Raw genomic sequence first — 13,231 nt, forward strand, 5'->3', positions numbered from 1 at the left:
CACCGCGCTGCGCCGCCCGGCGCAGCCGCTCACGCTCGTCCCACAGCGGCTCGGCGAGCTCACCGGGCCGGTCTTCGGCGAGGACCGCGTGCAGGAGGGGGACGCCGACCTGAGCATCGCCAACGGCGGCGAGGCCGCCGGCCAGCGCATCATCGTGCACGGCCGCGTCCTCGACGGCGACGGCAAGCCCGTGCCCCACGCGCTGCTCGAGGTGTGGCAGGCCAACGCCGCCGGCCGCTACCGGCACGTCGACGACAACTGGCCCGCCCCGCTGGACCCGTTCTTCAACGGCGTCGGCCGCTGCGTCACCGACGCGGCGGGCCGATACCGGTTCACCACCGTCAAGCCCGGGGCCTACCCGTGGCGCAACCACCACAACGCCTGGCGTCCCGCCCACATCCACTTCTCGTTGTTCGGCACGGCGTTCACGCAGCGGCTCGTCACCCAGATGTACTTCCCCGACGACCCGATGTTCTTCCAGGACCCCATCTACAACGCGGTGCCCGCCGAGGCGCGGCACCGGATGGTCAGCGTCTTCGACTACGACGCCACCGTCGACAACTGGGCCCTCGGCTTCCGCTTCGACATCGTCCTGCGCGGACGCGAGGCCACCCCCTTCGAGAACGAGGAGGACGACGATGAGTGAGTTCGCTCCTCGTTACCCCGTCACCCCGGGCGACCAGAGCACCGCCGCCTTCGGTCCCACACCGTCGCAGACCGTCGGTCCGTACTGGAAGATCGGCCTCGAGTGGGACGACGGCGCGGACGTCGTCCCTGCCGACACCCCCGGCCGGATCACCGTGCGCATCACCGTGATCGACGGGAACCGCGAGCCGATCGCCGACGCCATGGTCGAGACCTGGCAGGCCGACGCCGAGGGCCGGTTCGGCGCCGAGGGCTTCCGTGGCTTCGCCCGCAGCGCCGCCGACGGCACCGGCACCGCCGCGATCCACACGGTCAAGCCCGGCGCCCACGAGTCCGACACCGAGGCCGACGAGGCGCCGCACCTGAACGTCGGGATCTTCGCGCGCGGCATGCTCGACCGCCTCTGCACCCGCATGTACTTCCCGGAGGACCTCGCCGCGCACGCCTCCGACCCGGTGCTCACCGCACTGCCGGAGTCGCAGCGGCACAAGCTGATCGCCGACAAGTCCGACGACGGCTACGCCTGGACCGTGTACGTTCAGGACCTCGATCCGAACGGTGTGGAGACGCCGTTCTTCGCGATCTAGACGGGAGCGTGCCTTGACCGTGCCGGCGCAGTCCGACAATACCCGCGGTGCCCTCTTCGACCCTGTGTTCGGGGCCGGCGACCTCGCACCGCTGCTGTCCGACCGGGCGTGGATCGCCGCCCTGCTCGACGTCGAGGTGGCGATCACGCGCGCCGCCGAGAAGCACGGTCGCGCCACCGCCGCCGACGTCACGGCCGTCGCCGCGGCGGCCGGGGAACTCACCCGCGAACTGGACCCGGCCGAACTGGGCCGGCTCTCCGCGGCCGGGGGCAATCCGGTGATCCCCCTGGTGAAGATCCTGCGGGAGCGCTCGCAGGCCCCTGCCGCCGCGGTGCACGTCGGGGCCACGAGCCAGGACGTACTCGACACCGCGCTGATGTTGCTGGCGCACAAGGCCGGCCGGCTCGTCGTCGCCGAGCTGCGCGGCGCCGCCGAGGCGACGGCACGCCTGGCCCGCCGGCACCGTGACACCCCGATGGTCGCGCGCACCCTCGGGCAGCAGGCGCTGCCCACCACGTTCGGGGCCCTCGCCGCGACGTGGCTCGTCGCGCTCGACGACGCCACCGCCTCGCTCGACCGCGCCCTCGTCTCGCTGCCCGCCCAATACGGCGGCGCAGCAGGCACTCTCGCCGCAGTGCACCCGGACGGCCTCGCGTTCGCGGACACCCTGGCGGACCTGCTCGGGCTGGCCAGGCCCCTCGTGCCGTGGCACACCGCGCGTACCCCCGTGACCGGGCTCGCGGTCGCCCTGGGGGTCGCCGCGGGCGCGGTCGCCAAGCCCGCCACCGACGTCGTCCTCATGGCCGCAACCGAACTCGGCGAGGTCAGCGAGGACGCGCCGGGCGGATCGTCGGCGATGCCGCACAAGCGCAATCCGGTCGCGGCGATCACCGCCCGGGCGGCCGCGCGGCGCGTGCCCGGCCTCGTCGCGACCGCCCTCGCGTCGACGGACCACGAGTTCGCCCGCGCCGCGGGCGCCTGGCATGCCGAGTGGGAGACGCTCACCGACCTGCTCCGGTTGACCGGCGGTGCGGCCCATCAGCTTTCGGTCAGCCTGACCGGGCTGCACGTCCACGCCGACGCGTTGACCCGCAACCTCGAACTCACCGGCGGGGCGATCCTCGCGGAGAAGGTCGCCGCGGCGCTGTCCGAGCACACCGGCTCGGCGCGCGAGATCGTCACCGCGGCGGCCCGCACCGGCACTCCGCTCGACCGCGATCCCGGCATCGTCGAGCACCTCGGCGCCGACCGGGTCCGCGCCCTGCTCGACCCCACCCGCTACCTCGGCCACGCCGGCGACCTCGTCGACCGTGCCCTGGCCCACCACGACACCACCGCCGACCGGCCCCTTGGAGGACAGGCATGACCGTCACGCTCAACTACGAACAGCACGGCGACCCCACCGCTCCCCCGGTGGTGCTGCTCGGGTCGCTCGGCTCCGACCTGTCGATGTGGGCGCCGCAGATCACCGCGCTGTCCCCGATCGCCAACGTCGTCGCCGTCGACCACCGCGGGCACGGCAAGTCCCCCGTCGTCGCCGGTCCCTACACGATGGCCGATCTCGGCGGTGACGTCGTCGCGCTGCTCGACTCGCTCGGCCTCGGCTCGGTGCACTTCGTGGGCCTGTCGCTCGGCGGCGCCGTCGGCCAGTGGCTCGCCGCGCACCACCCCGAACGCGTCCGCACCCTGACCCTGCTGTGCACGTCCGCCGCCTTCGCCCCGGCCCAGCCGTGGCTCGACCGCGCCGCCACGGTCCGCGCCGGCGGGCTGGCGTCCATCGCCGAGTCCATCGTCGGCCGCTGGTTCACCCCGGGCCTCGCCGAACGCGACCCCGTCCTGGTCGCACGGCACGTCGAGATGGTGGCGGGCACCAGCGACGAGGGCTACGCCGCGTGCTGTGAGGCGCTGGCCACGTGGGACGGGCGCCCCGACCTCGCCCGCATCGTCGCGCCGACCCTCGTCGTCGCCGGCGAGCAGGATCCGGCCACCCCGCCGGCCGTCATGGAGCAGATCGCCGACGGCATCGCCGGCGCCGCCTTCCACGTCGTCGACCCGGGCGCGCACCTGGCCAACGTCGAACAGGCGGGCCGGATCACCGCCCTGATCCGCGAGCACATCGCCCGCGCCATCCCGGCCGGGGCGCAGCGCACCGCTGCCTTCGAACAGGGCATGCGGGTCCGGCGCTCGGTGCTCGGCGACGCGCACGTCGACCGGGCGATGTCGGCGGCCACCGCGTTCACCGAGCCGTTCCAGGACTTCATCACCCGCACCGCGTGGGGCGACGTCTGGTCCCGGCCCGGACTGGACCATCACACCCGCCGGCTGCTGACACTGGCGATCCTCACCGCCGTCGGCAACGAGCACGAACTCGACATGCACATCCGGGCGGCCCTGCGCGCCGGTCTCGACCCCGACGAGCTCGTGGAAGTATTCCTGCACACCGCGATCTACGCGGGAGTGCCGAACAGCAACCGGGCGTTCGCGCTCGGCAGGCAGGCGCTCGCAGACGGCGAGGGGAGCACCACACCATGACGATCACCGACGGCGACCCGATCGCGGCGACCGCAGCGTCGCCGGACTACGTGCAGTCGCTCGCGCGCGGACTGTCCGTCATCAAGGCGTTCGACGCCGAGCACCCCCGGCGCACCCTCAGCGAGGTGGCCAGGGCCACCGACCTGACCCGGGCCACCGCGCGACGGTTCCTGCTCACGCTGGTCGAGCTCGGATACGTACGTACGGACGGCTCCCAGTTCTGGCTGACCCCGCGCGTGCTCGAGCTCGGCTACAGCTATCTGTCGAGCCTGACGCTGCCGGAGGTGGCACGCCCGCACCTCGAGGCGCTGGCGAAGAACGTCCACGAGTCGACGTCGGTGTCGGTGCTCGACGGTGGCGACGTCGTCTACGTCGCGCGGGTTCCGGTCAGCCGCATCATGACCGTCTCCATCACCATCGGCACCCGCTTTCCCGCGCACGCCACCTCGATGGGGCGCGTCCTGCTCGCCGGGCTCTCCCCCGCCGAACTCGACGCCTACCTCGCCACCGCGACGCTCGAGCCGCTCACCTCCCGCACCCTGATCACGGCCGACGGGTTGCGCGCCGAGCTCGACCGGATCCGGCGCGACGGCTACTGCATCGTCGACCAGGAACTCGAGGAAGGGCTCCGCTCGCTGGCCGCGCCCATCCGCGACGCCTCCGGCGGCGTCGTCGCCGCCGTGAACATCTCCACCCAGGCCGCCCGCTACAGCCTCGACGCCGTGCGGAGCGAACTCGTGCCCGCCGTGATCGAGACGGCAGCGGCGATCTCGGCCGATCTCGCCCGGACCCAGAAGCACTGACCCCGAATATCGACAAGGAAACTGCCATGCGCGACGTAGTGATCTGCGAACCCCTCCGTACCCCCGTCGGCCGCTTCGGTGGCGTCCTGAAGGACGTCGCACCGGAAGACCTCGCCGCCACCGTGATTCGCGAGCTCGTCGCCCGCACCGGTATCTCCGGCTCCGACGTCGACGACGTGATCCTCGGCCAGGCCTCGCCCAACGGGGAAGCTCCCGCCCTCGGCCGCGTCGCCGCCCTCAACGCCGGTCTCGGCGTGGAGGTTCCGGGCCAGCAGGTCGACCGGCGCTGCGGCTCGGGGCTGCAGGCCGTCCTGCAGGCCGTCATGCAGGTCCAGTCCGGCGGCAGCGACCTGATCCTCGCGGGTGGTGCCGAGTCCATGAGCCAGGCCGAGTTCTACGCCACCGGCATGCGCTGGGGTGTCAAGGGTGAGGCCGTGGCCCTGTCCGATCGTCTGGCCCGCGCCCGGGTCACCGCCGGCGGCCGCGACTTCCCCGTGCCGGGCGGCATGATCGAAACGGCCGAGAACCTGCGCGCCGAGTTCGCCATCAGCCGCGCCGACCAGGACGCCCTGGCGGTCCAGTCGCACCAGCGCGCCGTGGCCGCGCAGAAGGACGGCGTGTTCGCGCAGGAGATCGTCCCAGTGGCCGTGCCCCAGCGCAAGGGTGATCCGCTCGTCGTCGACACCGACGAGCATCCGCGCGCCGACACCAGCGTCGAATCCCTCGCCAAGCTGCGCCCGATCCGCGGCAGGATCGACCCGGAGTCGACCGTCACCGCCGGCAACGCCAGCGGTCAGAACGACGGTGCCGCGCTGGCGATCGTCACCACCGCCGAGAAGGCCGAGCAGCTGGGCCTGCGCCCGCTGGCCCGGCTGGCGAGCTGGGCGGTGGCCGGGGTGCCGCCGCGCACCATGGGCATCGGCCCGGTCCCGGCCACGGAGAAGGCCCTCGGCCGCCTCGGCCTGAGCCTGGCGGACATGGACGTGATCGAGCTCAACGAGGCGTTCGCCGCGCAGACCCTCGCCGTGACCCGCAGCTGGGGCCTCGAGCCCGACGATGCGCGCCTGAACCCCCACGGGTCGGGCATCTCGCTCGGCCACCCCGTCGGCGCGACCGGCGGCCGCATCCTCGCCACCCTGCTGCGCGAGCTCGACCGCCGCGAGGGCCGCTACGGCCTCGAGACGATGTGCATCGGCGGCGGCCAGGGCCTGGCCGCGGTGTTCGAGAGGGCGTAAACGCCCGTGTGTCCTTCGGGCTGTTCCAGCAGCCCGAAGGACACACCGGCCGCGTCAGCGGCCTGCGGGCACGGCCGCCGGTGCCGACTTCGAGAGGGTCTTCGGAGCGGTGATCCAGCCGAGCACCGCGATGAGGACCAGGGCGGCCAGGACCGGAACGCACGCCACCAGCACGATGGTGCCGGTCGGGACGCCGAGGCCGATGAGCGCGCCGCCCACCACCGGGCCGACGACCGAGCCGAGCCGTCCCATGGACGCGGACCAGCCGACCGCGGTCGTCGCAGTCCCCTGCGGGTACATCGACACCGACAGCGCGGTCTGACCGATCATGCCGGCCTGGATGCCGAGACCCACGCCGCCGAACACGATCAGCAAGAGCACCTTGTCGGGACCGAGGAACGCGGACACGACGAGGAAGACGATCGCCAGCGACGTGGTGACCAGGAGCACCGACGACATCCGGAACCGCAGCGCACCGATCATGAGGACCGCCGCACCGACGATGCTGCCGACCCCGAGCGCGGCCGAGCCCAACGGTGCCAGCCCCGCCGAGAACCCGTAGCTCGTCAGCAGCGTCGGCAACCACGACGAGAAGACGTAGTACACGGTGAACATCAGGAACGAGAAGCCCCACAGCAGCAGCGTGCGGCTCCGCAGCCCCGGGTCGAACAGGCGCGCGACGGACGCCTCGCGCACCGCCGGCGCGGGCTCGCCGGCGGCGGCGCGTCCGTCGGGGAGGCCGATCCACAGCAGCGGCAACAGGACGGCCGAGGCCGCGGCGCCGACGAGGAACACCGATTCCCAGCCGAACGCGCCGATCAGGCGCGTGCCCAGCACCCCGGCGATCAGCGCACCGAGGGAGATGCCCATGGTGACGAACACGGCGATCGACTGCCGCAGCCGGGCGGGATTGAGGGCCGTCGCGTGGGAGACGGCCGCCGGCAGGACCGCACCGAGGCCGAGGCCGGTCAGCACGCGCAGGGCGGTGAGTTCGGTGATCGTCGACGCGAACGCGGTCAGCAGCGAGCCGACGGTGAACACCACCACCGCGGCCAGCACGACGCGCCGGGCGCCGAACCGTGCGACGATCCGGCCGCAGGCGAGGTAACCGAGTGCCACGCCGACGCTGGTCAGGGACAGTGCGGGGGTGAAGTGGGACGAGGCGACGTCCCAGTCCTTCGCGAGCGCCGGGACCGACAGGCCCAGGGCGATCGTGTCGTAACCGTCGAGGACGACGGCGACGAAGGTCAGGACGAGGACGGGCCAGTTCGGCGCTGCCTCGTCGGTTCGGGAAGTGGACGATGTGGTGTTGGGTCCGCGCATGGTGGCGTCCTCGGGTCGGTCGATGCCCTGCCAGGGGCGTCGAATCAGAAGGTTACGCGTCCGCCGTCGCGGCCGCCGAGATGATTCCCTGTGCTTCGACCTCGACGCTGAGGCCGTCCTCGACCAGGGCCGACACCGCGACCAGGGTCGAGCACGGGAAATCGCCGCGGAACATCTCGGCGCGGGCCCGCCCGACGGCGGCCTTGGCTCCGATGTCCGTGACGTAGATGCGCAGCGCGAGGATGTCGTCGACCTGCGCGCCGCAGGCTTCCACCAGCGCGCGGGTGCGTCGGAACGCCTCCCGCGCCTGGCGGTAGACGTCGGCACCGCCGACGGGACCGTCGGGGGTGCCGGCGTGCATGCCGGAGACGAAGAAGTGCCGGCCGACGACGCGGGCGTTGCTGAACATGTCCGGCCGCGGCGGCTCCGGGACGGCCGGGTGTCCCACCCGGGTCATCGGAGCACCGCGCCGCGACGTTCGTCGGATTCGCAGGTCAGCCGCTCCCGCACCGGCACGAAGTCGTAGGTCGGGTAGCACTCGGTGCGGAACACGCCCCACGCGCGGCGCTCGAGTTCGACGTTGACGGCGGCCAGCCGATCGGCGGGCAGCCGCAGGGTCACGATCTGCCCGATCCCCATCGCGACCACCCACGAGACGACCTCGCACCCCTCGGGCGGGAACCCGTGCCACCAGTCCGCGTCGTCGAGCCGGCCCTGCAACTGTTCGAGGTTCCGGCTCTGATCGTGCCGCAGGACCACGGTGAGCATCATGGTCCCGCCGCTCACGCCGGCACTCCCGCGAGCACCGCCGCCTGCTGCTTCGCGTCGGCCCGGTAGATCCGGCGGATCCGGGAGACACCGAGGTCGTGCTGGTAGAGGTGTTCCTCGACGTCGGCATCCGCGGCCAGCGCCTCCAGGACGGCGCGGTCCTGTTCGAGCACCTCCCAGTGCCGTTCCTCGAGCCGGGTCCGGTACAGGAAGCGCCACGCCTCCCGTTCCCAGCCCGACACCCGCCTGGTGCGCCAGTGGAAGATGGCGGAGTGGTCCCGGTCGATCGGGGTGCACATGCCGACGATGCCGAACACGCCGCCGGGACCGGCATTGGGGGCGTAGGGGATCTCGAGGTCCACGTAGTCCATGGATCCGCGCACGAACTCGACCCAGTCGAAGTTCACGCCGCGCTGGTCGGTCTTCTCGAAGAAGAACCCGCGGTCGGTCTCGCGGATCCGGAACCGCGCCGAGGTGTCGCCGCCGAACATCGAGTGCGAGTTGCGGTGCAGGAAGGCCCCGTGCATCGGGTCGAGCACGTTGTCCATGTAGAAGCGCCACGGCCCGGCCCACTCCGCATAGTTGGGGAACCACGACACCTCCTCGTCCGCGAGCCGGTCCGGCAGGACGAACGGCGTCGGCACGGAGTCGTGGGTCAGGGGCACGAACGCGAAGATCGTGTCGGCGGCCTCGACCACCGACAGCGAGGCGGTCGCGCGTTTGCCCTCGAGCGCGCACCCGGGCATGCCGGGCACGGAGACGACGGTGCCGGTTCCGTCGACCTGCACGCCGTGGTACAGGCAGGCGACGCGGTCACCGAGGTGCTGCCCCACCGACAGCGGGGCGCTGCGGTGCGGGCACCGGTCCTCGAGCATGTGGACCGCGCCCCGGGCGTCGCGGAACAGCAGCCAGTCCACGCCGAGGCGGGTGACCTTGACCATCGCGCCCGGTTCGACCATGCGCGACGGAAGGATCGGGTACCAGCGGTCGCGCAGGCCGGTCGCCGCGATCTCGTCGGCGTCCATCGGCCGGCGGGTGCCGACGGCGAACCGCGGTCCGGCCGGGCGCGGGGCGCCGCTGGTGGTGGTCTGTGCAGTCTCGAAGGTGGTCATGTCATCTCCCCAGTCGTCGCATTTCGGCGCGGAAGGTGTCCTCGGTCCAGGGCCGGCCGTCGGGGCCGTGCAGGCCCAGGCCGTTGAGTCCCTCGACGACACCGGGCAGGTCGTGGGTGCCGGTCCCGAAGATCTCCATAAGCGACCCGGCGAGCTTGTCCTCGTAGGGGGTCAGCGGATCGGGATGGGTCTGTCGTGGTTCCAGGTACGGTTCTGTGAATCGTGCCGTCGCAGTGCGGTTCACGCGAGAACTCCTTCGATGTGGGGGGTGGGGGCGGCGAGCCCGGACCGGTAGCGGGCGGCGAGTCCCTCGGCGATGGCGGCGAAGGCGCTCGCCCATTCCGTGAAGGACTCGGGCCGGGTGAGGTGGACGGGCGCCGGACATCCGTCGACGACGACGAAGACTCCGTTGTCGATCTCACCCGCGAGCCGCTGCGGTACGGACAGATCGGTGTCGTCGCCGAGAGCGGAGGCCACCACCAGCGTGGGGACGGTGATCCGGCCCAGGAGGCCGGCGACGGCGTCGACGTCGCACACGGGATCGGCCAGGATCAGGCTGCGCAGCAGGGCGCCGTGACGATCGGCCGCGCGCAGGGCGGGTTCGGCGTCGGCGCCCGCGGCGTACAGGTGCACCGCGCGGCCGTCGCGCAGCGCGGCGGCGGCCTGCCCGTCGGTCCACCAGGCCGCCTCGGCGCGAATCAGCGGGGTCATCGGGCACCTCCCGTCGGCACGTGCACCGGTGGCACGAACGGTCCGGGCTGCGGGTCGAGGGCGGTCACGTCGACCTCGACCAGCGCGGGCCGGCGCGTCGCGATCGCCTCCCCCAACGCGGACTCGAAGACGCCGGACCGCTGCACGAGGGTGTACGGCATGCCCATCGAGGCGGCGAGCAGATCGAACCGCGGCGTGTGCAGGTCCACCCCGGACCGACTAAAACCGTTGGCCTCCTGCATGTTCCGGAGAACGCCGTAGCCGCCGTCGTTGAACACCAGCACGACGCACCAGGCGTCGGACCCGGCGAGCGAGGCGAGCTCGCCGAGGTGCACGGCCAGACCCCCGTCCCCGGCCATCACGACCGTCGGAACGTCCCGGCGGGCATGGGCCGCGCCGAGCCCCATGGCGAGGCCCTGCCCGATGCCGCCGCCGAGCGGGAAGATGTTGGTCTCGCGCTCGTAGAACGGCAGCAGGCGGTTGCCCCACTGGCTGGACGGGATCGTCACGTCGCGGGCGACCACCGACCGGCGGGGCAGCACGCGGCGCATGCCCTCGCAGATCTCGGCGTAGCCGCCGATGTATGCGGTGAGCGCGGCCCGGCTGCGCTTCCGCGCCGCCTGAACCCGGGCCGCCCACTCGTCGCGCCGGACGGTGCCGTCGAGCGCGTCGAGGATGCCGCGCAGTGCCGTGCGGGCGTCGGCGACGATTCCGACCGTGGCCGGATACACCCGGCCGATCGCGGCGGGATCGATGTCGATCTGCACCTGCGTCGCAGGCAGCGCGAGGTGGTAGCTCTTGGTCTCGTTGGACCGGAAGTGGGTTCCGACGGCGAGCAGGACGTCGGCGTCGGCGAGGAGCCCGGCGACCTCGGGGGACGCCGCGAAGTTCCCGACGACGAGGTCGTCGTCCTCGGACACGATGCCCCGTCCGGAGTTGCTGGTGAGAATCCCCGCCCCGAGCCGGTGGGCGAGGGCGCGCAGTTCGTCGCCGGCGCCGGCGGCGCCCCCACCGAGCCACAGCAGGGGCCGCTCGGCGGAGGCGAGCACCGCGGCGGCGCGGTCCAGCGCAGCAGCATTGGGGGCCGGTGGCTGTGCGATCCGGGCCTCCGCCGCTCGCTGTTCGTCCGGCGACGCCAGATACTGCAGGTCGGTGGGCCATTCGACGCTGGCGGGTCCCTGCGGTGCCGACAGGATGCGGGCGATCGCGGCCTCGAGTTCCGCCTCGGCGTCCTTGGCGTCGGTGATCGTCGCCGCGTACCGGGAGACGGCGTCGAGCATCTGCCGTTGCCGGGGAAATTCGTGGATCACGCCGCGGCTCGACGCGGCCGGTTCGGGCGTGAGGTATTCGCTTTCGATCTGGCCGGTCACGTGCAGGACGCGGCTGCCGGCGGTGAGGGCCTCGATCATCGATCCGGCGGCGTTGCCGGCGCCGGTGCCGGTGCTCGTCAGCGCCACGCCGATGCGGCCCGAGGCGCGGGCGTACCCGTCCGCGGCGTTGACCGCGGCGGCCTCGTGCCGCACCTCGACGAAGTTCAGGTCGCGGGCGACGGCCTCGACGAGGGGAAGGTTGTGGATGCTGACGACGCCGAACGCGGTGTCGATGCCGTGCCGGCGCATGACCGACACGAGGACGTCGCCGCCGGTGGCGCGCCGACCCGGCGCGGATGAGGGGGTGTCCATGTTTCCTCCGATGCAGATGACCACTGGCGGGTCAGACGTAGCGCCCGACACCGCCGCCGACGTCGACGGTCGCGCCGGTCACGTAGCTGTTGCGGGGTGAGAGCAGGGTGGTGACGGGGAAGGCGACCTCGTCCGCGATTCCGAAGCGGCCCAGTCCGATCCCGCGGTCGGCGGCGATCTCGGCGCTCCACTCGTCGAAGGCGCGGCCGTCGCCGGATTCGGCGTGGCGGCGCTGCCACTGACCGGTGTCGACGAGGCCGAGCAGCACGGAGTTGACGCGGATGCCGTCGGGTGCGAGTTCCCCGGACAGGGACTGCGCCAGGTTGAGCAGTCCGGCACGGGCCGCCGAGGTGACGGCGAGCCGCAACTCGGGTTGCCGCGCGAGGATCGCGTTGACGATCACCACGGAGGCCGCATCGGACTTCGCGAGCGCCGGCCGTGCCGCGCGGATCAGATGCAGCGCGCCGAAGATCTTGAGTTCGAACTCGTCCCGGATCTGCTCGTCGGTGGTGTCGGTGAGCGTCGACATCAGCGAGCGCCCGGCGTTGCACACCACCCCGTCGATCCCCCCGAACCGGTCGACGACCGCATCGGCGAAGGCCTGCACGGAGTTCCGGTCGGTGACGTCGCACGCGACGGTGAGGACATCGGCCGGGTCGGCCGCCAACGTGCCGGCGGCGGCGCGCAGGCGGTCGAGGTCCCGCGCGCACAGTGCCACTCGGGCGCCTTCGGCGGCGAGCATCCGGGCGGTGGCGAGGCCGACACCGGAACTCGCGCCGGTGACGATCACCGTGCGTCCGGTGAGGTGCAGGTCCATGGGATCTCCGTGGGGTTCGGGTGCTCGCCGGGCGAGCAGGTCAGTTCAGGACGAATCCGCCGTCGACGACGACGGTCTGGCCGGTGACGAAGGCGGCGTCCTCCGACAGGAGGAACCGGACGACCCCGGCGACGTCCTCGGGGGTCTGGTCACGCGGGAGGGCGCGGCCCTGCGCGTAGGTGGCATAGCGGGCGGCGGGAACGGATTCGGTGGCCTCGACCCGGACGAGCCCGGGGGCCACGGCGTTGACCCGCACCCCGTGCGGGCCGGCGTCCCGGGCCATCGAACGGGTCATCGCGACGACGGCGCCCTTGGAGGCGACGTAGTGGATCAGCCGGGGCGATCCGTAGAAGGCCACGTCGGACGCCATGTTCACGATCGCGCCCCGGTTGGCGGCGAGCAGCGGCCACAGGTGCTTGGTCACCATCCAGGTGCCGCGCACGTTGACCGAGGTGATGCGGTCGAATTCGCTCTCGGACAGTTCCCAGAACGCGTCCCCGCCGACGCCGTCGGCGATGGCCGCGTTGTTGACCAGGCCCGTCAGCGGCCCCTCGTCCGCCAGTCGCGACGCGAGAGCGCGCACGGAGCCGGCATCCGCGATGTCCGTGACCACCGCGATCGCGTCGCCGCCGCGTTCGCGCAGGGCACGGGCGGCGCCGTCGGCGGTGTCCGCGTTGCGCTCGGCGATCACCACCCGGCGTCCGTCGGCACACAACCGCTCGGCGATGCAGTAGCCGAGGCCGCGGCCGGCCCCGGTCACCACGACGGTTCCGCTCATCACGCGGCTCCTTCCCAGAATCGGACGAGTTCGCAGGCGACCGTGCGGGGCTGCTCCTGGATCGCCGCGTGACCCGCATCGGCGACGACGACGAGCCGCGCCCCGGGGATCGCGTCCGCCAGGAGCTGCGATTCGGCGACGCCGGTGACGACGTCGTGTTCGCCGACGAGGACCAGGGTGGGGACGGTCAGGGTGGGCAGGATGGGCCCGTGGTCGGTGGTCGCCATGGCTTCCGCGG

Annotated in this window: 16 protein-coding genes; 6 read left to right on the plus strand and 10 right to left on the minus strand. The window is 72.6% G+C overall.

Annotated elements, in window-relative coordinates:
- The 6 genes from pcaH to CQZ88_RS01610 form a co-directional block, all read left to right on the plus strand.
- Nucleotides 1–646, plus strand: a 646-nt coding sequence (gene pcaH, locus CQZ88_RS01585; protein ID WP_258008411.1) for a protocatechuate 3,4-dioxygenase subunit beta, incomplete at its 5' end; no start/stop codon positions are given.
- The gene (gene pcaG / locus CQZ88_RS01590) at nt 639–1,232 is read left to right on the plus strand and encodes a protocatechuate 3,4-dioxygenase subunit alpha (RefSeq protein ID WP_050036041.1); all 594 of its coding nucleotides are present in this window, start codon (nt 639–641) and stop codon (nt 1,230–1,232) included. The genes pcaH and pcaG, both read left to right, overlap by 8 nt.
- Nucleotides 1,233–1,245: 13 nt before the next feature.
- Nucleotides 1,246–2,598: a lyase family protein gene (locus tag CQZ88_RS01595; protein ID WP_102799146.1), complete on the plus strand. Its 1,353-nt coding sequence runs from the start codon at nt 1,246–1,248 to the stop codon at nt 2,596–2,598.
- The gene (gene pcaD / locus CQZ88_RS01600) at nt 2,595–3,764 is read left to right on the plus strand and encodes a 3-oxoadipate enol-lactonase (RefSeq protein WP_102799147.1); all 1,170 of its coding nucleotides are present in this window, start codon (nt 2,595–2,597) and stop codon (nt 3,762–3,764) included. The genes CQZ88_RS01595 and pcaD overlap by 4 nt, the downstream gene beginning before the upstream one ends.
- Nucleotides 3,761–4,567 carry an IclR family transcriptional regulator gene (locus CQZ88_RS01605; RefSeq protein ID WP_050036044.1) on the plus strand — a complete coding sequence of 269 codons (807 nt, stop codon included), beginning with the start codon at nt 3,761–3,763 and terminating at the stop codon, nt 4,565–4,567. The genes pcaD and CQZ88_RS01605 overlap by 4 nt, the downstream gene beginning before the upstream one ends.
- A gap of 26 nt (nt 4,568–4,593) precedes the next feature.
- On the plus strand, nt 4,594–5,802 hold the full coding sequence (locus CQZ88_RS01610) for an acetyl-CoA C-acetyltransferase (protein WP_102799148.1): 1,209 nt from the start codon (nt 4,594–4,596) through the stop codon (nt 5,800–5,802).
- Between the two features lie 54 nt (nt 5,803–5,856).
- Here the strand turns inward: CQZ88_RS01610 and CQZ88_RS01615 are convergent, their stop codons facing one another.
- The 10 genes from CQZ88_RS01615 to CQZ88_RS01660 all read right to left on the minus strand — a co-directional run.
- A complete protein-coding gene (locus tag CQZ88_RS01615; RefSeq protein ID WP_102799149.1) occupies nt 5,857–7,125 on the minus strand; it encodes an MFS transporter in 1,269 nt (422 codons plus the stop codon).
- Nucleotides 7,126–7,177: 52 nt separating this feature from the next.
- Nucleotides 7,178–7,582 (minus strand): RidA family protein, encoded by a 405-nt coding sequence (locus tag CQZ88_RS01620; protein WP_029546490.1) that lies wholly within the window; start codon nt 7,580–7,582, stop codon nt 7,178–7,180.
- Nucleotides 7,579–7,896, minus strand: coding sequence for a hypothetical protein (locus CQZ88_RS01625; protein WP_180986921.1), 318 nt, complete (start codon nt 7,894–7,896; stop codon nt 7,579–7,581). Before CQZ88_RS01625 ends, CQZ88_RS01620 begins: the two co-directional genes overlap by 4 nt.
- An 11-nt stretch (nt 7,897–7,907) precedes the next feature.
- On the minus strand, nt 7,908–9,005 hold the full coding sequence (locus tag CQZ88_RS01630) for a Rieske 2Fe-2S domain-containing protein (protein ID WP_029546492.1): 1,098 nt from the start codon (nt 9,003–9,005) through the stop codon (nt 7,908–7,910).
- Nucleotide 9,006: 1 nt separating this feature from the next.
- Nucleotides 9,007–9,249 (minus strand): recombinase-like helix-turn-helix domain-containing protein, encoded by a 243-nt coding sequence (locus tag CQZ88_RS01635; protein ID WP_029546493.1) that lies wholly within the window; start codon nt 9,247–9,249, stop codon nt 9,007–9,009.
- Nucleotides 9,246–9,716: an alpha/beta fold hydrolase gene (locus CQZ88_RS01640; RefSeq protein ID WP_051359219.1), complete on the minus strand. Its 471-nt coding sequence runs from the start codon at nt 9,714–9,716 to the stop codon at nt 9,246–9,248. The genes CQZ88_RS01635 and CQZ88_RS01640 overlap by 4 nt, the downstream gene beginning before the upstream one ends.
- Entirely contained in the window at nt 9,713–11,398 is a 1,686-nt protein-coding gene (locus tag CQZ88_RS01645) for a thiamine pyrophosphate-binding protein (protein WP_029546495.1), read from the minus strand. Before CQZ88_RS01645 ends, CQZ88_RS01640 begins: the two co-directional genes overlap by 4 nt.
- 31 nt (nt 11,399–11,429) lie before the next feature.
- Nucleotides 11,430–12,215, minus strand: coding sequence for an SDR family oxidoreductase (locus tag CQZ88_RS01650; RefSeq protein ID WP_029546496.1), 786 nt, complete (start codon nt 12,213–12,215; stop codon nt 11,430–11,432).
- Between the two features lie 40 nt (nt 12,216–12,255).
- On the minus strand, nt 12,256–12,993 hold the full coding sequence (locus tag CQZ88_RS01655; protein ID WP_102799150.1) for an SDR family oxidoreductase: 738 nt from the start codon (nt 12,991–12,993) through the stop codon (nt 12,256–12,258).
- A partial coding sequence (locus CQZ88_RS01660) for an alpha/beta fold hydrolase (RefSeq protein WP_180986920.1) occupies nt 12,993–13,231 on the minus strand: 239 nt, incomplete at its 5' end. The genes CQZ88_RS01655 and CQZ88_RS01660, both read right to left, overlap by 1 nt.

The sequence above is a fragment of the Rhodococcus sp. ENV425 genome (assembly GCF_002887785.1).
Taxonomy (GTDB): domain Bacteria; phylum Actinomycetota; class Actinomycetes; order Mycobacteriales; family Mycobacteriaceae; genus Rhodococcus; species Rhodococcus aetherivorans.